General features: G+C 64.3%; 25 protein-coding genes. 19 read left to right on the top strand and 6 right to left on the bottom strand.

Features of this window, described 5'->3' with window-relative positions; genetic code table 11:
• Positions 1-91: 91 nt before the first annotated feature.
• Positions 92-580: a hypothetical protein gene (locus ACOCMM_RS16580; RefSeq protein WP_419554233.1), complete on the bottom strand. Its 489-nt coding sequence runs from the start codon at positions 578-580 to the stop codon at positions 92-94.
• 133 nt (positions 581-713) lie between these two features.
• Positions 714-2,465, bottom strand: a complete 1,752-nt coding sequence (locus ACOCMM_RS16575; RefSeq protein WP_419554232.1) for a flavin monoamine oxidase family protein — start codon at positions 2,463-2,465, stop codon at positions 714-716.
• 164 nt (positions 2,466-2,629) lie between these two features.
• Here ACOCMM_RS16575 and ACOCMM_RS16570 point away from each other — a divergent pair, with 164 nt between their 5' ends.
• The 3 genes from ACOCMM_RS16570 to ACOCMM_RS16560 all read left to right on the top strand — a co-directional run bounded on the left by ACOCMM_RS16570 (position 2,630) and on the right by ACOCMM_RS16560 (position 4,567).
• Positions 2,630-3,550 carry a hypothetical protein gene (locus ACOCMM_RS16570; protein ID WP_419554231.1) on the top strand — a complete coding sequence of 307 codons (921 nt, stop codon included), beginning with the start codon at positions 2,630-2,632 and terminating at the stop codon, positions 3,548-3,550.
• 15 nt (positions 3,551-3,565) lie between these two features.
• Positions 3,566-3,919 carry a hypothetical protein gene (locus ACOCMM_RS16565; RefSeq protein WP_419554230.1) on the top strand — a complete coding sequence of 118 codons (354 nt, stop codon included), beginning with the start codon at positions 3,566-3,568 and terminating at the stop codon, positions 3,917-3,919.
• 348 nt (positions 3,920-4,267) lie between these two features.
• On the top strand, positions 4,268-4,567 hold the full coding sequence (locus tag ACOCMM_RS16560; RefSeq protein WP_419554229.1) for a hypothetical protein: 300 nt from the start codon (positions 4,268-4,270) through the stop codon (positions 4,565-4,567).
• 179 nt (positions 4,568-4,746) lie between these two features.
• Here ACOCMM_RS16560 and ACOCMM_RS16555 read toward each other — a convergent pair whose 3' ends face one another.
• Genes ACOCMM_RS16555 through ACOCMM_RS16545 form a run of 3 tightly spaced genes read right to left on the bottom strand, consistent with a single transcriptional unit; the run spans position 4,747 to position 7,336 of the window.
• The gene (locus ACOCMM_RS16555) at positions 4,747-5,355 is read right to left on the bottom strand and encodes a class I SAM-dependent methyltransferase (protein WP_419554228.1); all 609 of its coding nucleotides are present in this window, start codon (positions 5,353-5,355) and stop codon (positions 4,747-4,749) included.
• Entirely contained in the window at positions 5,352-6,395 is a 1,044-nt protein-coding gene (locus ACOCMM_RS16550) for an ABC transporter permease subunit (protein ID WP_419554227.1), read from the bottom strand. The genes ACOCMM_RS16555 and ACOCMM_RS16550 overlap by 4 nt, the downstream gene beginning before the upstream one ends.
• A complete protein-coding gene (locus ACOCMM_RS16545; RefSeq protein WP_419554226.1) occupies positions 6,392-7,336 on the bottom strand; it encodes a branched-chain amino acid ABC transporter permease in 945 nt (314 codons plus the stop codon). Before ACOCMM_RS16545 ends, ACOCMM_RS16550 begins: the two co-directional genes overlap by 4 nt.
• A 67-nt stretch (positions 7,337-7,403) precedes the next feature.
• Here ACOCMM_RS16545 and ACOCMM_RS16540 point away from each other — a divergent pair, with 67 nt between their 5' ends.
• Together ACOCMM_RS16540 and ACOCMM_RS16535 are read left to right on the top strand one after the other, a co-directional pair.
• A complete protein-coding gene (locus tag ACOCMM_RS16540; protein WP_419554225.1) occupies positions 7,404-8,750 on the top strand; it encodes an amidohydrolase family protein in 1,347 nt (448 codons plus the stop codon).
• 5 nt (positions 8,751-8,755) lie between these two features.
• Positions 8,756-9,526, top strand: coding sequence for an S-methyl-5'-thioinosine phosphorylase (locus ACOCMM_RS16535; protein ID WP_419554904.1), 771 nt, complete (start codon positions 8,756-8,758; stop codon positions 9,524-9,526).
• A 98-nt stretch (positions 9,527-9,624) separates the two neighbouring features.
• On the opposite strand, the gene ACOCMM_RS16530 is transcribed toward ACOCMM_RS16535, so the two are convergent.
• Positions 9,625-10,932: an ATP-binding protein gene (locus ACOCMM_RS16530; RefSeq protein WP_419554224.1), complete on the bottom strand. Its 1,308-nt coding sequence runs from the start codon at positions 10,930-10,932 to the stop codon at positions 9,625-9,627.
• A gap of 209 nt (positions 10,933-11,141) precedes the next feature.
• On the opposite strand from ACOCMM_RS16530, the gene ACOCMM_RS16525 reads away from it, so the two are divergent.
• The 14 genes from ACOCMM_RS16525 (at position 11,142) to ACOCMM_RS16460 (ending at position 26,536) form a co-directional block, all read left to right on the top strand.
• Positions 11,142-11,504, top strand: a complete 363-nt coding sequence (locus ACOCMM_RS16525; RefSeq protein ID WP_419554223.1) for an ArsR/SmtB family transcription factor — start codon at positions 11,142-11,144, stop codon at positions 11,502-11,504.
• Between the two features lie 10 nt (positions 11,505-11,514).
• Positions 11,515-12,960, top strand: a complete 1,446-nt coding sequence (locus ACOCMM_RS16520) for a substrate-binding protein (protein ID WP_419554222.1) — start codon at positions 11,515-11,517, stop codon at positions 12,958-12,960.
• A gap of 119 nt (positions 12,961-13,079) precedes the next feature.
• On the top strand, positions 13,080-14,417 hold the full coding sequence (locus ACOCMM_RS16515; RefSeq protein ID WP_419554221.1) for a substrate-binding protein: 1,338 nt from the start codon (positions 13,080-13,082) through the stop codon (positions 14,415-14,417).
• Positions 14,418-14,533: 116 nt separating this feature from the next.
• The gene (locus ACOCMM_RS16510) at positions 14,534-15,388 is read left to right on the top strand and encodes a branched-chain amino acid ABC transporter permease (protein ID WP_419554220.1); all 855 of its coding nucleotides are present in this window, start codon (positions 14,534-14,536) and stop codon (positions 15,386-15,388) included.
• A complete protein-coding gene (locus ACOCMM_RS16505) occupies positions 15,385-17,136 on the top strand; it encodes an ABC transporter permease subunit (protein ID WP_419554219.1) in 1,752 nt (583 codons plus the stop codon). Before ACOCMM_RS16510 ends, ACOCMM_RS16505 begins: the two co-directional genes overlap by 4 nt.
• Positions 17,136-17,822 (top strand): ATP-binding cassette domain-containing protein, encoded by a 687-nt coding sequence (locus ACOCMM_RS16500; RefSeq protein WP_419554218.1) that lies wholly within the window; start codon positions 17,136-17,138, stop codon positions 17,820-17,822. The genes ACOCMM_RS16505 and ACOCMM_RS16500 overlap by 1 nt, the downstream gene beginning before the upstream one ends.
• An 18-nt stretch (positions 17,823-17,840) precedes the next feature.
• Positions 17,841-19,205 carry an amidase gene (locus ACOCMM_RS16495; RefSeq protein WP_419554217.1) on the top strand — a complete coding sequence of 455 codons (1,365 nt, stop codon included), beginning with the start codon at positions 17,841-17,843 and terminating at the stop codon, positions 19,203-19,205.
• 83 nt (positions 19,206-19,288) lie between these two features.
• A complete protein-coding gene (paaA, locus tag ACOCMM_RS16490; RefSeq protein ID WP_419554216.1) occupies positions 19,289-20,209 on the top strand; it encodes a 1,2-phenylacetyl-CoA epoxidase subunit PaaA in 921 nt (306 codons plus the stop codon).
• Complete coding sequence (locus tag ACOCMM_RS16485) at positions 20,206-20,757, top strand: metal-sulfur cluster assembly factor (protein WP_419554215.1); 552 nt, start codon at positions 20,206-20,208, stop codon at positions 20,755-20,757. The genes paaA and ACOCMM_RS16485 overlap by 4 nt, the downstream gene beginning before the upstream one ends.
• Positions 20,754-21,026 (top strand): 1,2-phenylacetyl-CoA epoxidase subunit B, encoded by a 273-nt coding sequence (locus tag ACOCMM_RS16480; RefSeq protein ID WP_419554214.1) that lies wholly within the window; start codon positions 20,754-20,756, stop codon positions 21,024-21,026. Before ACOCMM_RS16485 ends, ACOCMM_RS16480 begins: the two co-directional genes overlap by 4 nt.
• The gene (gene paaC, locus ACOCMM_RS16475; protein ID WP_419554213.1) at positions 21,023-21,802 is read left to right on the top strand and encodes a 1,2-phenylacetyl-CoA epoxidase subunit PaaC; all 780 of its coding nucleotides are present in this window, start codon (positions 21,023-21,025) and stop codon (positions 21,800-21,802) included. The genes ACOCMM_RS16480 and paaC overlap by 4 nt, the downstream gene beginning before the upstream one ends.
• 130 nt (positions 21,803-21,932) lie before the next feature.
• Positions 21,933-22,787: a hypothetical protein gene (locus ACOCMM_RS16470; RefSeq protein ID WP_419554212.1), complete on the top strand. Its 855-nt coding sequence runs from the start codon at positions 21,933-21,935 to the stop codon at positions 22,785-22,787.
• Positions 22,784-23,917, top strand: coding sequence for a DNA adenine methylase (locus ACOCMM_RS16465; RefSeq protein ID WP_419554211.1), 1,134 nt, complete (start codon positions 22,784-22,786; stop codon positions 23,915-23,917). Before ACOCMM_RS16470 ends, ACOCMM_RS16465 begins: the two co-directional genes overlap by 4 nt.
• Before the next feature lie 318 nt (positions 23,918-24,235).
• Positions 24,236-26,536: a xanthine dehydrogenase family protein molybdopterin-binding subunit gene (locus ACOCMM_RS16460; protein ID WP_419554210.1), complete on the top strand. Its 2,301-nt coding sequence runs from the start codon at positions 24,236-24,238 to the stop codon at positions 26,534-26,536.
• Positions 26,537-26,543: the final 7 nt, after the last annotated feature.

Genomic DNA, 26,543 nt, shown 5'->3' with positions numbered 1-26,543 from the left:
CCAGCCGACTCGGGACATCACCCGGCGGATTGGCTGCTCTGACGGGGACCCGTTAGTTGGTCCCGTCGTGGGTCTGTCAGACGCTCCCTTGTCAAGCGGCGAGCGCGAGTGGCCGGTTTCGTGCTTGTTCGTCGCGCCACATTCGGCGGATGACGCGGTTGGCGAGGTGGCGTTTGTGGGCTCGTCTGGCTTCGCTTCGGGTCTTGCCTTCCGCGGTCTTGCGCGCGAGATAGGCGACGGCTTGGGGCTGGGTGCGCTGCTGGGTGACCGACGCGACGTACAGCACTGAGTTGATGCGCCGGTTGCCTTTGAAGTCGAGCCGGTGCCGGCCCGCTGGGGTCGAACATGTGTCGGGGTCGATCCCTTCGCGGCGGCGCAGCCGACTCTCGATCTTGCCGTTGGTGGCGAACTGGTCGCGCACTTCGGTGGGCAGCTTGGAGATCTGGTCCGCGACGCGGTGGAGCATCAAAGTGCGAGCAGCCACAAGGGTTCTGCGGTGCTCGAGCACAGCCTCGATCTCGGCGACGGCAGGGTCATAGACCTCCAGCGTCTGGACGGGTCCCAGCGTCGGCTCGGCCAACAACGCCCGTGCCGAGGCGACCGCGTCGACGGCGTCGGTCTCCCCGTCAACTTGATGCGAGGGATCGGATCCCCAGTCTTTGGCTGGGGATCCGTCCGGCGCGTCCTTGTGGGCGGGTGCGGGCTGGGGTTCGTCAGCGAGGCCGGTTCACGCTGTAGTTGTAATCCACTGATGCGGGCTGGAACAGCAGCGGGCTGACCGCTTTGCCGCCCAGCGACACCCCCACAGCAGCCACAGCGTTCAATGCTGTCTCGATCGCTCCCTCGGACCAGCCGCCCATGTAGGACACGTCGTCGCCCGCGAGATACACGAAGGGGTCGCTGTAGCCGGTTGCCCGCAGATACGCCGAGTAGGCGGCTTGCAGGAGCCGGTCCTGTTTGGGATGGTTCAGCTTGAACGCTCCGTGATAGTTCGATTCGGTCATCCAGTCCACAAATATCGTGTACTTCTCGTAATCGCCTGACACGGGAACGAGATATTCAGCGAACTCCGAGTCGATCCGTGCGACGTCAGCGACAAGCCGTTTGATGCGACTCTCGTTGTCCGACGGCAACGCGATCTGTTTCGCCGAGTCGTCCTGCCATGTGTAGCTGACCAGCACGACTCCGGGACCGTCGGGATCGTCGGGCGCGTAGTCGAGACAGTAGAGACCGCGAATGACCGTGTCGGACTGGATGTTGGCTGGCAGATCATGCTTCAGCCAGAACTTGTCATCGGTGAGAATGAACGCCTTGGACGAGCTGATCGTGTGCATCTCCTTCACAGCCGACGCGACGGTCGGTTCGCCTGGGACCGGCAACGGTTCGCGTCCTGGTTCCAGGAACTCGACAAGCGTCGTGTTGGTCTGGCTCGCCCATTTCGGTGCTGCCCAGATCACACGGTCGTAGATGCGCACAGCACCGACGTTGCTGACCAGTTTGATGTTGTCGCCGTCGTACTCGATCTCGGTGATGTTCTCGTTCTTGTGATGGTCGAGAACGCTGAGTCCCCCGACCTCGGCATGGCCGATCGCGTCGAACACCGACGCGATGCCCGACGGGATGAACTGCTGGTCTGTTTCGAGTTCGTTGACGAACAGTCGGAAGATCTCCAGGAACTGGACCGAGTACAGCGGCCCGAAGCCGCCGCTGCCGACACCGATCGTGCCGAAGATCGCCATGTCCTCGTCGGTCCACGGCGTCCCTCCGGGCGGTGTCGGGTTGAGCTGAAAGATGACCGACAGTCCCGCGCCGAACGACAGATGCTCGAAGTGGTCGATCCACGGCTGCCATGCTGCGAGCGCCCCACGGAAGTTGCCGTCGAGCATCAGACCGGTCATCTTCGTCGGCGACGCCAGCACAGTCCCGTCCGCGAGGGTCGTGTCGTCGCTGATGAGCGCTTCGAGTCCTGCGGTGACGGTATGGAACAGCCACGGCGCTGAGCTGCCAGCTTTCCACTCGAACGACTGCCCGTTGAGGTGCAGCAGCGTATCCACTTTGCCGGGATCAGGAAAGTCGGAGTTGTACTCGATGCCGAACTTGTCGAGATACCAGAACAGGCCGACCTCGGACGGCGGGAAACGCATGGCACCCATCTCGGCGATGTACTGGTCGTGATCGGGGAACGGCTGACTCCAGCAGCGCCCGTACCGGTACGACTCATGGTCAGTGGAGAAGATGTCCACGTTGACGCCGAGACGCAGCAGCTCGTACGCGGCGACCATGCCTGCTGGTCCGGTGCCCACCACACCGACCTTGTAGCGACCGGGATCGTCGATGCCGGTGACAAGCCCGCCTGCGGCTTCCGCTGCTTCGAGGACGTCGTGATAGTTGACGAGCACGTCGATGTTCGACTGCGGGTAGTCAGCTCCGGGCGGTTTGGTTCTCAGGTTGGGAATGAATGTCATGGTCGCCTTTCGGTTCGAGCAGAGGTGGATATGTCAGCATATGATGACATATCCCCGTACACCCCTGTACGGGTTCTACGACTGAAGGAACATAATGAGACTTCAGGATTTGGACGGCGCTCCTTGCGGGGCTGATCGCCTTGGGGGCATTGCCGTCTGCGGCCATGGCCGACGGCGGGAAGCAATCAAGCGCGGAGGCGGCGTACAAGGCCGTTGTCGCACAGACTGACGGCCTTGGAGCGCTGCTCAACGGCACCGCTGCTGACTCGACAGCGCTCTCTATCGACACGACGGGCGACGAGGACAAGGTGCTCTCGATGGGTGCCGAAGGCTCAGACATGCTCAGCGTCCCGGCCGACGCGGCCGATCCCATCGTCATGTCACGCCAAGACGGGTCCTCTGTGGGAGTGCTGCTGCCGGGAACACCGGACAACGGCAAGGCTGTTGGCCAAAACATGGTCTTGTTCGAGGATGTCGACAAGGACACCGACGCGCTCGTGCAGCCCCAGGCAGACGCTGGCGTGCGGGTGCTCACCGTCATCAAGAGCTCGCAGGCGCCCACCGCATTCGACTATGAGCTAAAGCTGGACGACGGCTACAAGCTGCGACCGATGCACGACGGCCGCGTGGCCATTGCGGACGCAGACGGCTTCGTCGCTGCGGTTATCGAAGCTCCTTGGGCATACGACGCGTCAGGCAGCGCAATCGCTGCCAGCTACACAGCGTCCGACAATGTGCTGACGTTGAATGTCGCGCACGACGACTCGACGGTGTACCCGGTGCTCGCCGATCCGGTGTTCACCTGGGGGTACCTCTCGGGAACCGTCTACTTCAACCGCACCGAGACTCTGGACGTCGCGGAGCTGAGCCTCATCCCGATAGCGGTGTTCCTCCTCTTGCCCGACCCCGTCACCGCTCTCATCGCCCTGCAAGCTGCCACGATTGTCGGCTGGGCGGCGACAGCCATTGAACGCCACCGCACGTGCTTGAAGCTGCGATACGGCCTAGCGTGGGGATGGACTGGATTGAATCCGTTTCTCGCACCCGGCCACTACCGCGATGAGGCTGGCGTCAGATGCAGCTGAGTCATCGCTGAGACCATGGCCTTGAGCGGTACCATCGACGTCGTCGTTGGCATCCTCCTCGTGGTTGGCATCCTCCTCGTGGTTGGCATCCTCTTCGCTGGCTCGTTGGTTGCAGCTGCCGTTGTCGTGCTTGTCGTGAACCTCTATGGGCTCATGCGCGATTCGTGGCGTAACGCCACGTTGATCGGTCGTGGTCTCGGAGCGGGTGTAGGCATTGCAGGAGCGTGTGCCCTCGCGATGCGGGCTGCGGGCAGTCATGGACTTTGGGAGCCGATCTTGGCAGTTCCCGCGACGATCGTTTGGAGTGGCCTAGCGATGCGGCTCGCATCTTGGCTGCAACGGCGCCGGGGCAGAGTGCGGAGTCGTTAGGCAAAACGGCTGCTGGCGGGCGGAGCGCTGACACGGAACATCTCGTTCTGGAGTCGGCGTTCCGCCCGCTCGCCGGTTGCGGACCAGTAGGGATGCACCGTGTACTTCGACCGTCAAGAAACTCGCAGAATGGCGATCAGCGGTTCTGTGCCGGTCGCGGTATTGCTGTTGGAGGGCGTCACGTTGGAAATGGTCGCGTGAGCACTGGCGGCATACCCACTAGAGGACACGTGTTTGAAGGTGAAGTACGGCTGGGCATGGAACTGGGGACGTCTCAGCAAAATCGTCGAGCTTGGCCACTACAGCTACGAAGCAGGCGTCAGATGCAGCTAAACCGGTACTGAAGCAATGCCCGCGATACTCGCCTATCTGTTCGTCGCAACGTTGATGGTCGGTCTAGGCGTCTTCGCGACGCGGTTCTTGCTGCGATGCTGGAGGAACGCAACGCCCGTCAGCCGGGCTGTCGGGGTGGCCGCCGGCGCCTTCGGAGTGTGCACCGTGGTGTATGGCGCTGTCGTCAGCCGCGATCCGTGGGAAGCGGTCTTGGCACCTCCAGGGATACTGGCGTCGAGCGGGATAGTGATATGGATCGCATCCTGGATCGAGCGCTGGATCGAGCGCCGACGACACCCTGACGAGGTTCGCTAGTCCCATCCTCCATAGCGGGCGGAACGCTGGCTCTGAGCATCATGTTCGGTTGCTGGCTTTCCGCCCGCTACGCGTCGACGAGACGGTGACGGGGACCCGTTAGTCGGTCCAAGCCCCCCGGACCCGAGTCAGGGATCCCTGTCAGCTCAGCTCAGATCAGGGCCAGCGCGCAGCCGCGCTCAGCTCGGGCGGCGGGCTACGAGCCGCGCTTCGTGTCGTTGGCCGAACCAGCCCTCTTCGAAGCTGACCGTCTCGAGCCCGTGGCACAGGCCCGGCAGCTCGCCTCGCTTGACTAGGAAGGGGCGACCGGGGCGCGCGTTGTACAGCAGGTTGTCGACCGTCGCGATCTGCACGAATGCAATGCCACCCGGCGCGAGCAGTCCGCACAGAGCGCCGAGCAGCGGGCGGTGCAGGAAGTTGGCACAGACGACGGCATGCCAACCGCGCTCGCTGCCCAGTCCCGCAGCGGTCGGCAGCGGCTCGGCCTCCAGATCGGCAATGCTCGGCAGCGGCTCGGCCTCCAGATCGGCGCAGACAGTCCGCAACTGCACGCCACGCTCGGCAGCGGCGCTCCGAGCAATCTCCAACGCCCGCCCGGAGACGTCGACAAGCGTCGTGTCGATACCGAGGCTCGCGAGCCACAACGCAGTACCGCCGGTTCCTCCGGCGAGATCCACAGCAGTCGAGCACTCGGCGAGCAGATCGGCATGACCGATCACGAACTCCGAAGGCGACCCGGGCTCTTGCCAGTCGGCGTATTTCGCATCCCAGCGGTCAGCGGCGCTCACGCGTCGTAGGTCCGGACTGCACGCGCCCGGCGGCTGCGGGCGTATGCAGCCACCAGCAGCAGCACCGCATAGAGGAAGAACTCCGACTTCACCAAGCCGATCCAGCCGCCCTGGGTGACCCATCCGGGCCGGTCGACGAGCCAGACCGGCAGCAGCACCAGCACGGTGGCGGCGGGCACGGTCGTGATGAGGCGACTGCCGCCGATCGCAGTACTCCCGAAGGCGATCGTGAGCGCGAACAGCTTGATCGACAACTCCTCGGGATACAGCGACTGATCATTGAAGTTCACCGGCACGAGCAGGAGACCGCCCGCCAGGCCCGCAAGCCCGCTGCTGAGGCTCACCCCCACCAGCCGCAGCCGGTACACCGGCACGCCGAACGTGGCTGCCGCCGTCGCCTCGTCCCGGGTGGCGACGAGCGCTCGCCCGATGGGCCCCGACAGCAGCCCGTGCAGCAGCCAGAAGGCGACCACTACCCACGCGACGACGATCCAGAACTCCCAGATGTGCTCGTCGTTAGGGGCGATGCCTGTCCAACTGGGCGCGACGAACTCGCCGTCGAGGGTGACCGGCAGCGGACCGTCGAGTTGTCGCAGCACGATCGGGAACGCCACAGCGGCCGAGAGTGTCAACAACGCCAGGTAGGCCTTGGGCAAGCGCAGCGCTGGAATGCCCAGCAGCGCGCCCACCGCGCAGCCCGCCACGAAGCCGACCAGCGGCATCGCCATCAGCGGCAGCCCGAAATCGTTCGCGGCGTGCAGCGCCGCGTATGAGCCGCAGCCGGTGAGCGCCCCGTGGCCGATGGAGAGCAATCCCATCCGGTGCGTGAGCAGCCAGAGCCCGGCGAAAACGAGGCAGAACGCTGCTAGCTGGGTGACGTCGGTGACGAAGATCGACGAAGCACGCAGCGGCACGATGATTGCGAGCGCCGCTATCACGACGAGCGCAGCGCCAGTCAGTGTGATGGGCAGTTGCTCTCGCCGGGTCCGCTCCCGCCTCGGTGCACGGCCCTGAGCCAGCGGTTCGTCGCCGTTCGTCACGCCTGCAAGCTCCCGCGGGCTGCCTTGCGAGACAGCAGTCCCGATGGGCGCACTGAGAGCACCACGATGAGCACACCCAAGGCCCACACCAGCGTGACCTGGCTGTCAATGAATCCGACGTAGCCAGACATCATCGTCTCGGCGAGGGCGAACAGGTAGCCGCCGGCGAGCGCCAACGCCGGGCTGCGCAGTCCGCCGAGCGTGGCTGCTGCGAGGCCGAAGATCAAGAGGCGTTCCATCATGCTGGGACGGACGTTGAATTCCCCGGCGATGAGTCCGCCTGCGAGACCGCCCAGCGCTGCCGCCACGGCCCAGCCGCTCATCACAACTCGCTCGACCCTGATGCCCACCAACGCGGCGCTGTCCCGATTGGAGGTGATGGCTCGGAACGCGAGTCCGATCTTGGTCGTGCGCTGCACCAGTGCCAGCAGGCCGATCGCAGCCAGCATCGTGAGCGTGAGGCCGATGCTGTCGAACCACAGCCGCGCACCCCCGATGACGAAACGGTCGGTGTGCTCTTGCGGGAACGGCGAGCCGAGGAATCTCTGGCGACCGCCGAAATGCTTGACCACGAAGACGCCGATGAGCAGGTAGAGCCCGAGTGTCGCCCCGATCGTCGGCACGGGATCACCGTGCATCGGCCGGATCACCGTGTATTCGAGAAGCGCACCCAGGGCTGCCGACACGACGACCGCAGCAGCGACCGCAGCCCAGATCGGCCATGGCGTCGCGAACGGCGTCAACCAGCCTGCGAATGCGACCCGGTCGCCGGGGAGTGCAGCGAACACCACGGCGATGTATGCGGACATCATCGCCATCTGGCCCTGCGCCAGATTCAGCACTCCGGTGGATCGGAACACCATCGAGATAGCCACTGCCAGAGCCGCATACGCGGAGCCGTTGGCGAACGAGTCGAAGACCCGCTGCAGGAACAGGGTCATGAAGCCGCGATTGTGGCATGAGCAGACGCGTTGACGGGCAGGTGCGCACCGGTGCGAAGATGAGGACGTGCCGAATGATTCAGATGGCCGGACAGATGGCGCTCGATTCCTCGCCGATGTTGTGCTGACGTGTGACGAGGGTTTCTCGACGATCGAGCGCGGTGCAGTGGACGTGGGAGCCGACGGGCGCATTGCGTGGGTGGGTCCGGCGGCGGACGCGCCCGCGACGGACACGCCCGTGATCAACGTGGGCGGCCTGCTGATGCCAGGACTTGTCAACACCCACGCGCACACGCCGATGACGCTGGTGCGAGGCGCCGGCGACGGCCTGCCGCTCATGGCATGGCTGACCGACGTGATGTGGCCCCGCGAGGGCAGGCTGCGGCCCGACGACGTGTGGTGGGGGATGACGCTGGGCGTAGTCGAGATGCTGCGCTCGGGCGTCACCACGACGTGCGAGATGTACGCCTACGAGCAGGCCGTCACCGATGCGGCTCGCGAGGCCGGCATCCGGCTGGTCATGTGCCCGGGCGTGATGTCGGTGGTGCACGCCGACCAATCGGGCAGCGTGGCCGGCCGCATCGACGACATCGCTCGATTTCACGCTGCCGAACACGATCCCGACGGTCGCGTCACGGTCGGGTTCGCCCCGCACTCGGCCTACGACCTAGGTGTGGAGGCCTGCGCCGAGATCGCAGCCGCCGCCCGCGAACGGGACACGCTGTTGCACATCCACCTGGCCGAGACGCGCACCGAGGGAGATGCTCTGTCCGCTGCTCACGGCGGTGCCAGCGTGCCGCAGCTCCTGGCTGACGCCGGAGTGCTGGAGGGCAGGGTGCTGGCAGCGCACAGCGTCTGGCTCGACGATGCAGACCTCGACATCTACGAATCGACCGGCGTGGCCGTGGCGCACTGCCCCGTCAGCAACATGAAGCTGGGCTCGGGCGCGGCGCGGGTACCCGAGATGCTCGAACGAGGCATCACGGTCTCGCTCGCCACCGACGGGCCGGGCTCCAACGACGACCTCGACCTGTGGGAAGAGATCAAGATCGCCTCGCTGTTGGCCCGGGTGACCGCACTCGACCCCACCTTGATGAGTGCACAGCAGGTGATCTCGATGGCGACCCGCAGCGGCGCCGAGGCGCTGGGTCTGCACACCGGGGTGCTGGAGGCGGGCCGCTGGGCTGACATGATCCGGCTCGACATCGACGACGTGGCGTTCGTGCCGGTCACCTCGCCGCAGGAGTTGATTGCCCATGTGGCGTGGTCCGGCGGCAGCCGCCACGTCACCGATGTCTGGGTGGGCGGCGAGCGTGTGGTTGCCGGGCAGGTCTGCTTGACCGTTGACGAAGCACGGGCCCGCTTCGAGGTGCAGCATCGAGCGCAGCGGCTCGCTGAGGAGTCGGGGACGTGAGTGCCATGAGCGCGCCGGGTGAAGCCAGCGACCCAGCCCAGGAGCGTCCCCCGGTCGGCATCATTGCCGGGACGGGTTTCTACGAGCTGCCGGGCCTGTCTGAAGCCGAGCACCACGTGGTCCAGACCGGCTGGGGCGAGGCCTCCGCAATGACCGGCCGCTGGCACGGGCGGCGCATCGTGTTCGTGCCCCGCCACGGCGGCGATCACTCCATCGCGCCGTCGGCCATCAACTACCGGGCCAACATCGCCGCAATGCGCGACCTGGGCGCGGTGGCCATCCTGGCCGTGAGCGTCGTGGGCTCGATGGTGCCCGAGCGCGGAACCGGTTCGTTCCTGCTGCTCGACGACTACTTGGAGTTCACCACCGGCCGGGCCGCAACGTTCTTCGACGGGCCGGGCCAGGTCGTGCACACCGACATGTCCACCCCCTACGACCCGGCACTGCGCGCTGCGATGGCGGCGGCGGCGCAGGCCGAGGGCATCGACGTAGCACCGAGTGCCACCTACGTCTGCACCAACGGGCCACGCTTCGAGACGCCGGCAGAGATCCGCATGTACGCCCAGATGGGCGGCAGCGTCGTCGGGATGACCGGTTATCCGGAGGTGGCGCTGGCCCGAGAGGCCGGCATTCCGTACGCCGGAGTGGCGGTCGTAGCGAACATGGCCGCCGGCATGTTCGACGGCGAGATCTCCCACGAAGAGGTGGCGGCAGCGCTCGCAGCCACCAAGGATCCGCTGTACGTCCTGCTGGGACGCACCGTCTCGATGATGTAGCTGAATTTCTCGTACCCGCAGACGCACCCGGCGGCCACCGTCAACAAGCCCTGCGGGCGCAACGCCTGACCACCCCAGCAGCGGGCACGACCGTCGGCCTATCTCGGCAGAGGGGCACGCCAAAGAGCGCTGAGGGGCAGCGACCACACGTGTTCATTGAGCTGGAAGGGCACAGAGCTGCTGCTCAAGACGGCTCCGCCAACGAAGCTGTCGCCGACCCGGTCTCTCAGCCACATCAGGCCTCGTGCGTCGTCATGGCTGATGACGCTGGACGACTTGATTTCGATACCGACGATCCTGCCCTCGCTCTCGAGCACAATGTCGACCTCCTTCCCGTCGCGATCTCGAAGGTGGAACATCCGGGTTTCTGATTGAGCGGTCTCGATGTGGGCCGACAGTTCGTTTGTTGCGAACGTCTCAAACATCTGGCCGACAAGCATCGGGTCTCTTCCCACCGAAGTGGCATCGACGTTGAGGAGATGCGCGGCCATGCCCGTATCGGCCAGGTGGATCTTCGGGGAACGGGTGAGCCGTTGCAGTCGTTTCGTGTGCCATGCCGGCACTCGGCTCGTGACACAGAGATCTTCGAGCAAGCTGAGGTATCGGTCCGCGGTCTTGAAGTCGATGCCGACGTCGTCCGCTGTGGCTCGCTTGTTGAGTTCGAGGCCAGTCCGGGCAGCGCATGACTCGAGGACCGAGCGAAGCTTCTGTATGTGCGGAGCACGGCCGGACACCGGCAAGGCGTCTCTGTCGATGAGTTGGTCGACATAGGCACTGAACCAACGGCGGCGATTGCGTCCGCTCAACTCGACGGCCACAGGAAACTGTCCAGCGGTAATGGCTTCGAGATAGTCGTGACGCGACCACTCTGAGGGGCCGAATTGCACATGGCCGAGGCGGAACAGGGCATCGACCGGGTTGTAGTGCTCGTCGCGCTGGAGTTCGGCTTGGGTCAAGCCATGCATTCTCACCCGGATGAGGCGTCCTGTCCCTGGCCAGGTGGCTGCTTGCTGGGCTGCCCGGACTGAACCGGTGACGATGAATCTCCCCGGACGGCGTGAGCGGTCGGCGTCCACGGCCCGCTTGATTGCTCCCAGGATCTCGGGCGCCTCCTGCCATTTGTCCACGAGCACCGTGCCGTCCGAAATGGCCAATACGCCATCTGGATCTTCCCTGGCAGCCAAGCGGTCACCGGGCTTGGACAGGTCCAGGGTGGTGTCGGCAAATCGCATCATGGACGTCGACTTGCCGCAGCCGCGAGGACCGACGACGAGGACAGCGGGAAAGACGGGCAACAACTCGTCTGCCATCAGCCGTTCGACAGCCCGGGGGTACATTTCCGCATGCATTGCTCCGCCTGCTTCTTGGATCCTCGCATCACCCACAAGACTCGGCCCGACGTTCATGCTGAGAGATGATCCTATACCTGCCGGACCTAAAATCCCACAATTGACGAGTTCGGAATCCTACAATTGCCGCAACGATGATCCCGCTGTTCGCCCTGCTCGGTCGCGCATCGTCAGAGATCTGACGGCCAGATCCATCGGGGCCGTCGCACACGGGCCGTATGGCACTATGTGTGAACAGATATTGACAAACCGATACGGGCGCGCACATGACAGATCCCACCAGCGACGCCACGTTCTCTGCCTTGGCGGACCAGACGCGCCGGGCCATTCTCGGCCTGATCGGTGAACATGGCGAACTCACCGTGGGGGAGATCGCCGCACGCTTCGACGGCGTAGGCCGGACTGCCGTCTCCTCGCATCTACGGATCCTGCGCCTTGCAGGCCTGATCACTGAACGCCGGGACGGCCGCTTCCGGCACTACTCGCTGACATCGACCCCCGCCGACACGGTCGTGGCCTTCCTGGCCTCGGTGTACCAGAACTCGCTGGAACAACTTGAAGCAGCCATCACAGAGGCGGTGGCAGCCGCCGGCAACACGGTTCAGCGAGATGACGAGCTGAGCGCTTAGGTGCGCAGCCATGGCTGAACTGGTTCTGAGCAGCGAGGCGCGGCTGGAGGCGCGCCCCAGCGATTTGTTCGCCCTGTTCGGTTCGGGCGACCCGTCGCTGGGTTGGCTGTTCGGGTCGGAGGCCAATGCGCTGCGACCCGGCGCACTCGTGCGTCTCAGCCTCCCCATCGGAGATCTGGCACGTGCACCCGGAACGGCGCGGATCCTGCGCTGCAAGCCCGGGCGCCGGATCGATCTGGTGCATGAATCACCTTGGGCTGGGCGTGTGGTGTGCCTTCTCGATCCGCTCAGCGGCGGCGGCACCCGCCTGCGCATCCGCGTCACGATCGACGATCGCGAATTCCTGCGCCTCGGCGCCGACTTCGGACTCCTTTGCGACGCCGACGCCGACGTCGACGCCTGGGAGATTCCTCTCGGATTGCTCACGTCGTTGTCTGGGAGCGCCGGGATCCTCGGGCGCTCAACCGTGAACTGTGCACAGCTCGCAGTCGACGAGGTCAATATCGATGGCGGAGTGATGGGCCGTGACGTTCGCCTGGTTGTTGCGGATGACGCCACCGATCCCGGCGTCGGCGCAGTAGCGATGCGTCGCCTCTGCCGGGTGTCCGGCATGGCCGCCGTCATCGGCATGCACTCTTCGGCGACCTATGCGGTCACCTCGCCGATGGCCATCGCAAATGGCATTCCCTACCTCTACACCCCGACCAGCGAGGCGACGGCCAGGCACCCGCTCCTGATCCGTTTCGGTGAGCGACCCCAAGACCAGCTGCACCGTGCCCTGCCGCTGATGGCAAAGACGACGGGAGGAACTCGCTGGTTCCTCACCGGAAACGATTACTCGTGGCCACGGGCGATCGGCACTGCGGCACGGGACGTCATCGAGCGCATGGGCGGCACCGTCACCGGCGAGGGCTACGTGCCACTGGGCACCCAGGACTTCGCACCGGTGATTTCTGCCATCGATGAATGCGGAACCGACCACGTCGTCTCGAGCTTCGTCGGGCAGGACCACGTTCGCTTCGAGTGCGATTTCTCTGAATCCGGGTTGCGTGGGGCGACTCGTACGTTTGCCCCGCTGATGGATGATGCCGTCGTCGAGCACCTGGGTCCCTCAGGGGTGGGCATCTGGAATGCCCTTGGCTACTTCGTTGCCATGGACACCACAGAGAATCATGAGTTCCTGCAGCGATACGAGGACCGCTTCGGTCAGTGTGCCCCACCGGTCTCCGCTGCCGCAGAAGGGGTGTACGAAGCCATCCACACATGGGCCAGCGCGTGCCGGTCCGGTGGCGGCACCGAACCAAGCGCCCTGCTTGGAGGACTTCGCACGGCCGGTTTTCGTGGCCCCAGGCGCTGCGGCCGTGGCGGATCACTGGAGTCGCTGTTGCTGGGGGAGGCGACGCCATCGGGCGTCAAGGTGCTGGACGAACTTCCCGTCGCTAGTCCCTCTGGTTAGCCAAGAGGTGAGCCCGCTGCGCAGCTGTGGCTCCTGTGCCATTCCCGCCGGGCTTGACCGGGCTATGTTGACAAGACAATATGTCAACATCTGCTTACATATAGGGGGAGGGCCAAGTCATGGGAACCACAGGGAGCCCATGCAAGCGGTCACTCGGACGAACAGCGGCCATCTTGGTTGCTCTGTTCTCGATGATTGCCGCAGCATGTGGAACGAGCGACGACGAACCGACGGCGACGGAACCGACGGCGACCGATGCCGCCGCCGCGCCGGCTGCCGATGACGACACGGCAGACGAACCGGCGTCGGAGACCACCGAAGAGCCAGCGCCAGCGGCACCCGATGAGCCCGAGGCGCCATCAGGCGAGCCGGTGCGCATCGGGATCCTGTTCTCCAACAGCGGCCCTGCAGGCATCTTCGGTCAACCGACCGCCAACATCGCGGAGCTCATCGAAGAGGACATCAACGCCGCTGGCGGCATCAATGGGCGCCCGGTCGAGACATTCCTGGCGGACGACGCCACCGACCCCGCAATCGGTCGACAGGCGATGGAGCAGCTCATCGAATCGGACGGGGTCGACGTCGTGCTCGGGACGCACTCCAGTGCGACACGCGAGGCAGCCAAGCCGCTCGCGGAGGATGCCGGCGTGCTGTACATCTACGCGGCGCTGTACGAGGGCGGCGAGTGCTCTGCGGTGATGTTCAACACTGGCGAGGTCCCGAGCCAGCAGCTCGCGCCGGTCATCCCCTGGATGATGTCCGAGACCGGCGGCCGGACATGGTTCCTGCTCGGCAACGACTACGTGTGGCCTCGGCGGAGCTTCGAGTTGGCACGCGAGTACATCGAAGCTGCTGGCGGTGAAGTGGTCGGCGAGGAATACGTTCCGCTGGGAACGCAGGATTTCTCGTCTGTCGCACAGCAAATCGCGGGCTCCGGTGCCGACCTGATCTTCCCGGCGCTCGTGGGCGGCGATGCCATCGCATTCGAGACTCAGGCAGTGGACTTCGGCATCGGTCAGGACGCCATCGGTCGGTTGGCGAACATCTATGAGGAAAACGTCCTCGGTGCCATGGGGCCCTCGGTCACCGCTGGCATGCGGGTCACGTTGGGCTACTTCAAGGAAGTCGACAACGCAGCGAACACCGAGTTTGTGCATCGCTACTTCGAGCGATTCGGGGCAGAGGCGCCACCGCACATGACGTTCAGCTCGCACATCTACGACGCCGCGTTGCTCTATGCGGCAGCGGCGAATGCGGCGGGCACGACCGACACGGCGGCTGTTGCCGCTGCACTGGAAGGGCTGTCGCTCGCGACACCCACGGGAGACATCACCGTCACCGACAGCCGTCACCTGGCGCAGCCGATCTACGTGGCCGAGATCCAGCCCGACGGATCACAGCTGATCGTCCAGTCGTTCCCGTCCGTTGAGCCGGACGAGAACTGCGATCCCTCCTAGCCGAGCGCCGGGGCCTCCCTGGTGAAGATCCTGGGCGGTCGGTGCTGCCAGCGAACCCCTGCGGCCGCACCGACTGCCCGGATCCCAACAAGCCAGAGACACCGGAGCACTGTCCGTTGGACGCGCTGACACTCGAACTGCTCAACGGTCTCAGCCTGTTCGCGACCCTCGGCATCGTCGCGCTCGGGCTCGGCATCGTCTTCGGGCTGATGGGCATCATCAACCTCGCGCACGGCGAGTTCGTGATGATCGGTGCCTATGTCGCCTATGTCTCACATGCCAACGGGCTCAACCATTGGGTGTCGGTACCGCTGGCCGCGGCTGTCCTGTTCGTGCTGGGAGCGATCATCGAACTCGCATTGATCCGTCGCATCCACCGTCAGCCAGAGATCACGATCTTGGCCACCTTCGGCCTGTCGGTGTGCCTCCGGCAGGCTGCCGAGCTGGTCTTCACCAAGGATTTCCGAGGCGTCCCCAATCCCGTGCCGGGCGCCACGCGGGCCTTCGGCGTGCTGTTTCCCACCTATCGCTACCTGCTGATCGGCATCGCCGTCGTGGTCGTGGTGGCGACGCTGCTTGCGTTCACCAAGTCACGCTTCGGTTTGACCGTCCGAGCCATCGTCGCCGATCGAGATCTTGCCGAAGCATCCGGTATTCGGACCGGCATCGCCAACTTCTGCGCGTTCGGCATCGGCGCAGCGACCGCTGGGATCGCGGGCGCTCTGGTTGCCCCTCTCGGTGCGATCGAACCTCAGGCGGGGCTGCCCTATCTGCCCGGGGCCTTTCTCGTCGTGATCGTCGGCGGGTTCAACAAACTTTGGGGCGTCGTTGCCGGAGCATTGACGGTCGCCGCTGTGCAGATCGGCGTCATTCACTTCTACGACGCCGTGTGGGCTCAGATCGCTTCGCTGGGCCTCGCCGTCCTCGTTCTCCAGTTCCGGCGGCTCTCCGTGGAGAGCGCTTCCACATGAGCCGCGCACTTACCGTCGGCGCAGTCTCGGCCGTTGCGGCAATAGCCATGAGCGCGGCTCTTAGCGGTTTTCGAGCTGGGCAGCTCTCGCTGTTCTTGATCTTTGCCGTGCTCGCCGTGAGCCTCGACTTTGTGTGGGGATACACGGGCATTCTCTCGCTGGGCCAGCTACTGCCCTTCGGCATCGCCGCCTATACGGCCGCGAAGATCGCCACCGCCGCGCCGTCGCTGAGCGTGCCTGCGCTCATCGTCGCAGCCATCGTCGGTGCCGCGATTGCCGCAGGAGTCGGCGTGGCCATGCTCCGGAGACGCCCGACGGCGGTCGTCGTGGGGCTCCTGACGTTGGTGCTGTCGCTGACACTTGAGCAGATCGCCGAACAGTGGCGGGATGTCACTGGCGGATTCAACGGCCTGACGGGCGTCCCCCGCATCGGCGCGTTCGGGACCCAGCTGCCGGATGCCGCGCAGGACATCGGGATCTCAGTGCTCGCACTGGGGGCTATCACCGTTGTCGGTGTCCTGGTCAGCCGCCCGATCGGTGCGGTGCTCGTCGGTATTCGCTCCAACGAACGCCGCATGGAGGCACTCGGCTACGACACGGTCCGGATCAAGATCTGGGCGTTCACCGTCGGCGGCGCCGTCGCCGGATTTGCGGGTGCGTTGTATGTGTATCGCACGAGCTTCGTGTCGCCTCAGATCTTCGGGTTCGCTCTCGCAACCAATGTGGTGCTGTGGACCCTCGTCGGGGGACGAGGCACGATCGTGGGACCGGTCATCGGTGCATTGGCGATCAACTTCGCCTCAGCGACGCTGGCCGACGTCTGGCTGCAGTACTGGACGCTCGCCACCGGCGTGATCTTCGTGCTTGTCGTCGTGGTGATGCCCCATGGACTGGTCCCGAGCTTGCAGCGGCTGTTCCGCTTGCCGACAGCTCGCCGCCGCCAACCCAGACTGGTCCGATCCGACAGTCATGCAGTCACGACGAGTCCGTCTGTGCGACGAACAGCAATCTTCGAGGCGGTCGATGTCGAGAAGAACTTCGGGTTCTTCCGATTGCTCGACGGTGTCACGCTCACCATGGACGAGCCCGAGCTTCGATGCCTGATCGGCCCCAACGGCGCCGGCAAGTCCACGCTCCTGGACATCCTGGGCGGCCAGCAGGGCTGCCAAGCCGGCACCGTTGAGGTGCTCGGACATGAGTGCACCGGCCGTCGTCCATGGGAGTTCGCGAGACATGGCGTGAGCCGCAAATTCCAGTCGCCGCAGCTCATTGGCGACCTGTCCGTGGCCGCCAACGTCGCTATTGCTGCGTGGGGGACTCGTTCGTCGCCTTGGAGCCTCGTCCGCAGTAGCTGGAACGCTCACATCCCGCAGCCTGCGCTGGAGATTCTGGAACGAACCGGGCTCGACGAACTGCTCGAGACGCCCGCTGGGGAGCTTTCCCATGGAGACAAGCAGTGGCTCGAGATCGCGATGGCGGCGGCGGGAGAGTGCCGGCTCTTGCTCTTGGACGAACCCACAGCGGGCATGACCGTTGCCGAGAGCCTCGACGCAGCCGCGCTGCTGCGGGAACTGCACGCCGAGCATCGACTGCCGATCGTGATCGTCGAACACGACATGGCGTTTATCCGTGCTGTCGCAGACCGTGTCACCGTGCTTGCGCGCGGTTCGGTGCTGGCGGACGGCACTGTCGCCGAAATCGAGAGCAATCCCGACGTGCACGCCATCTATTCCGGGGTCGACGGCTGATGCGCCTTGAAGCAGAAGGGCTGCGTTCAGGGCACGGAAGTGTGCCCGTCCTGCACGGCGTCAGCTTCGGAGTCTCCGGAGGCGAGATCGTGGCGCTCGTCGGGCGGAACGGGGCTGGCAAGACCACCCTGGTCAAGACGATTGTGGGTCTGCTGCGGGCAACCGGCGGACGGCTGACGCTTGACGGCGCGGAGATCACTCGGTTGCCGCCGTCGGGTCGCGTCCGGGCGGGCTTGAGAGCGGCGTTTCAGGAACGACCGCTGTTCAGCCAGCTCTCGGTGGGCGACAACTTGCGACTGAACGGATACCCGCCCACCAGTCACGACGAGGTACTTGCCATGTTCGGGGCGTCACTGGCTGGGCGTGCAGCTCAGCGAGCCGGGACCCTGTCCGGCGGCGAACAGAAGATGCTCGCATCGGCCTCAGTGCTCGCATCGACCGCGTCCCTTCTCGTGATGGACGAGCCAACTGAAGGCCTGCAGCCCTCCAACGTGACGTTGCTCGGCGATCGTCTCGACGCGGCTCGGAACTCGGGCCGAGGAATACTGCTCGTCGAGCAGCACCTGGCGCTTGCAACCCGCATAGCTGACCGCTTCATCGTGCTTGAGAAGGGCGAGATCGTCGACAGCGGCTCAGCCCGGGATCCCACATTGGCCGGCCGACTGGCCCAGCATCTCGCAATCTGACAGCAAAGGACGACAGCCATGACAGAACTGACTCAGATGAGCCTCGCCGAGGCGGCGGGAGCCGTGAAGGCTCGCGACGTGACCGCCGTCGAGTTGCTCGACGCATGCCTCGCGAGAATCGAACAGACCGAGCCCGCCGTTAGTGCGTTCGCTTCGATCCAGGTCGAAGCCGCACGCACCACGGCTGAGCAACTCGACCGAGGCGAGATTCGGGGACCGCTGTACGGCGTGCCCATCGCACTCAAGGACCTCTTCTTCACCGATGGGGTACCGACCGAGGCGAACTGCAAGGCCCTGCGAGGATTTGTGCCCGATCACGACGCAACTGTCGTCGGTCGCCTGCGAGACGCCGGCGCGGTGATCGTCGGCAAGACGAACACCCATGAGCTTGCGTTCGGCGTCTCTTGCCCGGCCTCGCATAACCCGTGGGATACGCAACGTTCGACGGGCGGTTCCTCCGGCGGCAACGCAGCGAGCTTGGCGGCACGCCAGGTGTTCGGCACGCTCGGTACCGACACGGGCGGATCGGTCCGCATCCCGTCGAACTGCTGCGGAACGACTGGCCTCAAGACGACGCGCGCAGCCGTGCCCCGCGACGGCGTCCACCTGATCTCGTGGACCTACGACACCGTCGGCCCGATGGCGCGGACCGCCGAAGACTGCCGGATCTTGCTCGAGGTCATCGCTGGCCATTCACCTGCGGACCCGTTCACCTCCAGGACGCTGCTGAGAGATGCACGAGAACCGGGCGAGCTCACGCTCGGCGTTCCCAGCGACAGCTTCTTCAACGGGTTCGACACTGACCCGAACGTGCGCGCAGTGATGGATGAAGCGATCGAGGTGCTCCGCTCGCTGGTGGCGCGGGTGCAATCGGCGCATGTGCCGAACAATGCAGAGCACGCCGAGGCGGGCATAGCGATCGTCTTTGCCGAATCGGCAGCATTGCTCACGAGCGTGCGCACCGAACACAACGACCTGATCGGCGAAGAGGTTCGGGGAATCCTCGACGCCGGCACGGCGATCGAGGGCACGGCCGTCGCGAGCGCCCTCGCCCATCGGGTGGCGTTCGAGCGGGCCTACCTCGACGTGTTCGACGACCAGGGAGTCGACTTGATCGTTGCCCCGGTCAATCCCAACCAGGTGCTCGAGCACGGCGCAGTCGAGCTCAACGGGGTGCCGCTCATTCCCGCGACCACGCAATTCACGTTCCCGGTCAACGGGGCCGCCCTCCCCGCGATCGCTTTGCCGGGGGGCTTCGCCCCCGATGGGATGCCCATCGGCTTTCAGCTAGTCGGCCGGCCGTTCACCGAGAGGACCCTTTGCACAGTGGGCGAGGCCTTCCAGCGCGTGACCGATCATCATTCGCGCGCTCCCGAGTTGTGATATCACGCGATCAGCATCACGCGATCGGCATCACGCGGCTCAGGCGTAGCATTCGAGTAATCCGAGTTAGCTGGGGGGCACAGATGCGCAGCTGGAACTCGATGGAGGAGTTCGAAGCGTTCCTGGACGACGGCGGTTTAGTTGAGCCTGACGACGACATGCCCGACGCGTACCGCCAGGCCGTGTTTCGCTTCATCGAGCTGCACGCGAACAGCGAGTACATGGGCGGGCTGACCGAGCGGGATTGGATCGCCAAGGCGCCGGGGCTGTCCAACAAGCTCACGGCGCTGGCCAAGACCCAGGACGAGATCGGCCATGCGCACCTGCTGTACATGGTGGCGGCGGACATGGGTGTGAAGACCCGTGACGAGATGACCACCGACCTGCTGGCAGGGCGCACCACGTTTCATAACGTGTTCCACTACCGGGCCTTCACCTGGGGGGACCAGATTGCGATCGCATACCTGGTGGACGCGGCGGCGCTCGCCAGCCAGCAGGCCGTCTTCAAGAACTGCAGCTACGGCCCCTACAAGCGCATCCTGCGGCGAATCATCGTCGAGGAGGGCTTCCACATGCGCAACGGCGAGGAGCTGTTGCTGAAGATGGCCAAAGGCACGCCCCAGCAGCACCAGTTGATGCAGGAGGGGATCGACCGGTGGTGGTGGCCGTCGGTGCAGCTGTTCGGGCCTGACACCCGGCCGAACGATGTGTTGCTGCGCTGGCACATCAAGTCCGAGCGCAACGAGGTGATGCGCGACCGGTTCGTGCAGAAGATGGTGCCTCAGCTGCAAGCTGCCGGCTTGACCATTCCCGACCCGGACCTGCGCCAAGACCCGCAGACCGGGCGCTGGATCGGCGGCGAGATCGATTGGGATGCGCTCACCGATGCGATCGCAGGCCGGGGCCCCGACAGCGAGCGACGTTTGCGCGACGCGCGCAATGCCTGGGACGGCGCGGCGTGGGTGCGCTCCGCGCTCGATGAGGCCGCGGCGGTGGCTGCGTGAGCAACACCCGCGGCTTGGACGCAGGCGTCGTAGATGCCGTGCGCGAGGCTGTGTCGTTCGTGTGCGATCCCGAGTACCCGGAGGTAACGATCGCAGAGTTGGGCATTCTCGAGAGTGTCTCGTTGAGCGAAGACGGCTCAGCCGCGCGAGTCGAGCTGGTGCCGACCATGCTCGGCTGTCCGGCTCTCGACGTGATTCGCCGCGATGTGCTCGCAGCAGCTCAATCAGCATCTGCCGGCACCGACGTTTCGATCGATGTGGTGTTCGTCGCCGATCCGGTCTGGACGCCGGATCGCATCGCGCCTTCGGCGGTGAGCTTCATGGCCCACGAGTACTCCGTGGCAGTCCGAAATGCACGGGCCGAAGCGACGTGCCCGATCTGCGGGAACCAAGCGCTGGAGCACCGGTCGGACTTCGGGCCGACGCCGTGCCGCAGCGTCGAATGGTGTCCGCAATGCCGTAACCCGGTGGAAGTGGTCGGCCGCGTCGACATTTCACTGCCCACGGCCGCCATGGGGGCGGCGCCAACACCCAAGGTGCCAGCGTGAAGACCTACGAGGTGTTCCTGAAGCGTCCTGGCAAGGATCCCTTCACCCACGTCGGCGCACTCGAAGCACCCGACGACGATCTGGCACTGAGCTTCGCCCGCGATTGCTACGCACGCCGCTCCGAGGGGGAGCAGATGTGGGTTGTGGCCCGCGAGGACTTGCTGGTTGCCGACCCCACTGAGCTGGCGATGGCCGATCGTGAACACCGTCACAACGACGGCGCGCTCTTGCGGGATCTGAGACGGGCCCCAGACTCGCCAAGCTCATGAGCGACGTGGACCCTGCGAGCATTGGCGGCGCGCACGAATTGGTGCTCGCGCTTGCCGACGACGAGTTGTGCATCGGCCAGAACCTGGCGTGGTGGATCGCTGTCGGGCCATTTCTTGAAGAGGACTTGGCGCTGACCTCGATCAGCCAAGACGAGCTGGGCCACGCTCGGGCGCTGTACGGGTTGCTCGGCAACGACATCGATGCCCTGGCCTACGGGCGCCAGCCGCACGAGTACCGCTGCGCGCATCTCACCGAGTTGCCCTGCCGCGACTGGGGAGAGACCCTGGTACGGCACTTCCTCTACGACACCGCCGAGACCGTCCGCTGGGAAGCGCTGGCCGAATCATCGTGGGCCGACCTCGGCGCAGTGGCCCGCCGTGCCTCGGCCGAGGAACGATCGCACCTGCGTCACGCCTCTGGCTTGCTGGCGCGACTGCTGCGCACCGAATCGGGTCGTTCCCACCTCCTCGGTCACTTCGACCAGTTAGCGCCGCTGGCTTGCGAGTTGTTCGACGCACCCGTAGGCACCCAAGACAGCGATGACGAGCTAGTGGCCGCGGGTGTCATCGCCTGCAGCCGTGCTGACCAGCGCGCTGCGTGGCAGGAGACTGTGGACGAGGCACTCGCAGGTACCGGATACCAGTTGGCATGGCCTTCGACCGACAGCTCCGCGCCGGCAACGAGTGGCCGAGCTGGGCAACGCACCGAGCACTTCGCATCGCTGCACACCGAGATGGTCGCCGTGCTGTCCCTCGACCCGTCGGCGGTCTGGTAGCGCGACCAGATGCAAGTTGCAGTCTCAGCGGCAGGACTTTGCAGGAATCCGGCAAGCGTCCAGAAACCAAGACGGCAACGTAGCTACCATATCGTCCTACTGAAGCCACCGACAGCGAGGCATACAGCGAATGGGTAGCAACGCAAAACAAGCCTACTATGATTTTGCCCAGCGGTTGCAACTGTTTATCAGCAAACAACCAACAATAATGTCTCTCGTGCTGAGCAACATATTCACCATGAGGTTGGTCGGCAACAAGACTCATGGCGATCTCGCCGAAGTCGCAATCTCCGAATTTGTGAATCAGTACATGTATGACTTCAGATCCAGACACGTTGGCAAAGAGCTATTTCGAGCGAAATCATCGGAGGAAGATATCAGTGTCACGAATGAAATAACTGGCGAAGAGTTCCCCATCAGTTTGAAGGCATACGGTGACGGGCCGCTGCAACTCTCGACCGACAAGTCGAATTCGATGTTCGCTCGACTCGAGAACGAGGAAGAGAACATTATCGGGCACACGAGAGTGGCACAAGTGCTAGAGGATTCCGCATTTGCCAAGTTTAGCGACATCAATGTACTGCCATTGATTTATGACGAGTCCGCTAAGCAATGCAACATATTGATTTTCGACTACGAGAAAGCCAAGAACGCGACCGCCCGTATCGTGCGGGAAGATCCCGGAGGTCGCCGCAAACATCCTGTCTACAAGTTTCAGGACGGACAAGGAGGCTACATATGCGAAGTGCGCTACGGAGGCGCAGGGGCGAATGCGCTGCAGCGCGGACTGTGGACGAATACGAAGAGGGGAGTTAAGTACTTTGACAGCATCACCAATGGTTGGATTGCATACACGCACAATCTGACGTTGTTGCAGCTGTTGTCACACGCATTAGTATGCTCAGTTGCGGGCCATGAGAACGCGCTGGGTCCGCTCAAGGACGATATTTCAACTTTGAGAACGCGTGCAGGCATTGTCTCATGACTTCTCTGAACCTCTTCGGAGAAGTGCAACTAGATAGTCCGAAGACTGAAGGCGTCAAATTCATAGGCGCGAAGACTAAGCTGATACCTCATATTCTTAAGCTTGCGCACAAGACGGGGGCGCACTCTGTTCTTGATGGCTTTTCCGGTACAACCCGCGTATCGCAAGCATTTGCTCAATGCGGGTATCAGGTCATGAGCAATGATATTTCGGCATGGTCGGAAGTGTTTGGGACCTGCTATCTGTTGAGCGCTAAACCCCGAGATTACTATCGCGCACTTATCGGTGAACTCAACAACGCAACACCGGTAGACGGATGGTTCACTCAGAATTATGGCGGATACCCAAATGGAGGTAGCTCCGTTCAACCGGACGGCTTAAAGAAACCTTGGCAGATTCACAACACCAGGAAGCTCGATGGTGTTCGCCAAAAAATCGAACAACTCTCGCTCGCCCCGGTCGAAAAGGCGGTTGCTGTGACGAGTCTCATCCTGGGTTTGGACAAGGTCGATAACACCCTCGGTCACTATTGTTCTTACTTGAAGAACTGGTCTCCTCGCTCATATAGTGAGCTTGAACTTGCCGTTCCGTCGCTTGTGGCATACAGCGATAGGCATAGCGTTACTCGGAATGATGTGTTTGATTTGATCGATGCAGACGTCGATCTAGTTTACCTGGATCCGCCATATGGTTCGAACAACGACAAGATGCCTCCATCGCGCGTTAGATACTCAGCGTATTATCATCTATGGACCACGATTTGTAGGAACGATTTCCCCAACCTGTTCGGGAAGGCGAAAAGGAGAGTGGACACGTCTGATAAGTGTGGGAACTCTGTGTTTGAGGAATTCAGACGTAACGGCAGTTCCGGAAAGTTTATTTGTGTGGAAGCGATCGATGACCTTCTTGAGCGAGTCAGAGCTCGATGGGTGATTCTCTCGTACAGTTCAGGTGGACGCGCTACTGCGCGTGAACTAGATGACATGCTAGCTAAGTCCGGTTCTGTTGTTGACGTTGTAAGAGTAGATCACAAGCGCAACGTCATGGCGAGCATGAAATGGACGAATCGATGGACCGATGAGTCGCGGGTGGGCAACCAGGAATTCCTATTCTTGATTGACAGAGACTAGCGGCGACGGATCAACGTGGGCCAGCCGGCCTCCGCTCGGGATTTTCGGAGCAATGATCTCATCTAATGTGGCGGCGACGGTCGAGATGCGCCGAGACTGGCTAGGCGGCTCGCTTGGCTCCTCGATCCAGGCGTACCCGGTTTTGAGGACAATTCCGGAGACAGTGGAGGCGTCTGGGCAGATGAGGCGTAACTGGATCCACTCAGTTGCCGGATCTGCTGCTTCCCTCCATCGTATGTGAGCGGGGCGCGGACCTGTCACAATCGCCGGGGTTTGGTCCCACGGACACGTAACGCGGACATCTAACGGAGTCGATTCATGGCATTACGAGGAACATCTGTCGTTCGGCGCGAGGACGAGCCCCTGCTGCGCGGCCGGGGACAGTTCGTCGCGAACCTCACCGCCGACGCGGACTGGGCAGGCATCGCACATGCCTGCTACGTGACATCGACCGTGTCGCATGCCGTGATCGCCGATCTCGATGTCGGTGGGGCCCGCAGCGCGCCCGATGTCATCGATGTCGTCACGGCAGCACATGTCGATCTCGAGCCGTATCCGTCGCCGAGCCCTGCATTCGACGCCGCCATCGTGCGCCCGATGCTGGCCACCGACCGGGTGCGGTTCGTGGGCGAGCCCATCGCCGTCGTACTGGCTGACACCCCGGCTGCGGCGGTCGATGCGGCTGAGCTGGTCGTGGTCGACTACGAACCGCTGCCGGCGCTCGTCGATCCCGAGGCAGCGCTCGACGGACCGGCGCTGTTCGACGGGATGGGCGAGCCGAACGTGGTGATCCGCATGTCGCTCGAGGGCGAGCAGGCCGATTTCGACTCCTGCGAAGCGGTGGCCGAGGTCCGCACGGTCAATAACCGCATCGCTCCGTGCCCGCTGGAGCCTCGTGTGGCCGCGAGCCGATGGGCGGATGACGGGCGCCTGCACCACGTCAATGCCGGCCAGGGACCCCACCCGGTTCGCGCTGGTCTCGCCAAGATCATGGGCCTGGATCGTGAGCAGATGCGTGTGCTCTCGCGCGATGTGGGAGGCAGCTTCGGCGCCAAGGCTCGGCCGCATCCCGAGGAGGCTTTGTTGGGCTGGCTGGCAGCGCGCATAGGCCGGCCGGTCATGTGGGTGCCCTCGCGTAGCGACGACATGGTGGGTCTGGTCCACGGTCGCGGGCAGATCCAGTACTGCCGCATCGGCGGCACCCGTGACGGCCGCATCACCGCATTCGAGGTGCACGTGGTGCAGCAGGCCGGCGCCTACGGGAACATGGGAGCGGCGCTGCCGAACAATGGCCGGGCGATGCTGGCGGGCTGCTACGACATCGCCACGCTCGGTTTCACATCCGTCTCGGTGCTGACCAACACCACGCCGACCGGTCCCTACCGGGGCGCCGGGCGCCCGGAGGCCGCAGCGGCCATCGAGCGCGCGGTCGACGCATTCGCAGCCGAGGTCGGCATGGACCCTGCCGAGGTTCGGCGCAAGAACTTCCTGCAACCCGACGTGTTCCCGTTCGAGACTCGCACTGGCATGCCGTACGACTCAGGCGCTTATGAAGCCAGCCTCGACGCTGCGCTCGAAGCGGCCGACTACGCAGCGCTGCGTGCCGAGCAGGCCCGCCGCCGCGCCGACGGGGACGTCAAGCTGCTCGGCATCGGTCTTGCGACCTACGTCGAGCGCACTGCGGGCATCGGACGATCGGAGTACGGCGCAGTGGAGCTGGTGCAGGGAGGTCGCGTGGTGGCCCGTACCGGCTCATCTCCGTACGGGCAAGGCCACCACACCTCGTGGGCGATGCTGATCTCGGACCGCACGGGTGTGCCGATGGACCAGATCGACGTCGTGCACGGCGATACCGACGAAGTGCCCCGTGGCGAGGTGACCGGCGGATCGCGATCGGTGCAGTTGGCCGGCTCGGCCATCTGGGAGGCGTCGGGCACGCTGGTGGATCAGGCCCGCGCTGTGGCGGCCACGCTGCTTGAAGCTGATCCGGCCGACATCACGCTCGACACCGCCTCCGGGGCGTTCCACGTCGTGGGCACCCCGGCGGTCTCGGTGGACTGGAGCGCGGTAGCTGAACACCTCGCTTCGACAAACGGCGAGGCGGGGCCGCGGCTGCTCCACGCCGAGGACGTGTTCGACTCCGAAGCGCCCACGTTCCCCTTCGGCACCCATGTGGCCGTCGTGGAGGTGGACCGCCACACCGGCGACGTGGAGCTTCGACAGCTCGTCGCCTGTGACGATGCCGGCACCATCTTGAACCCGCTGCTGGCAGCGGGTCAGGTTCACGGCGGCCTGGCGCAAGGAGCGGCGCAGGCGCTGTTCGAGGAGTTCGTCTACGACGACGACGGCAATCCCCTCACCGGGAACTTCGCCGACTACCCGATCATCTCCGCCGCGGAGCTGCCGTTCTTCGACCGGGTCGTGCTCGAAACCCCGACGCACATCAACCCGCTGGGTGCCAAGGGCATCGGCGAGTCCGGCACGGTTGGCGCAACCCCGGCAGTCCAGAACGCGGTGATCGACGCCGTTGCCCACCTGGGCATCCGTCACATCGACATGCCGCTCACCCCGCAACGCGTCTGGCAAGCCATCACTGAGGCCACCGCGGACACACCCTGAGCCGCAG

It is taken from the genome of Candidatus Poriferisodalis sp., from assembly GCF_965198245.1.
Lineage (GTDB): Bacteria > Actinomycetota > Acidimicrobiia > Acidimicrobiales > Poriferisodalaceae > Poriferisodalis.
The sequence above is the reverse complement of the archived record's forward strand: the minus strand, read 5'-3'. Positions and strand labels throughout refer to the sequence as shown.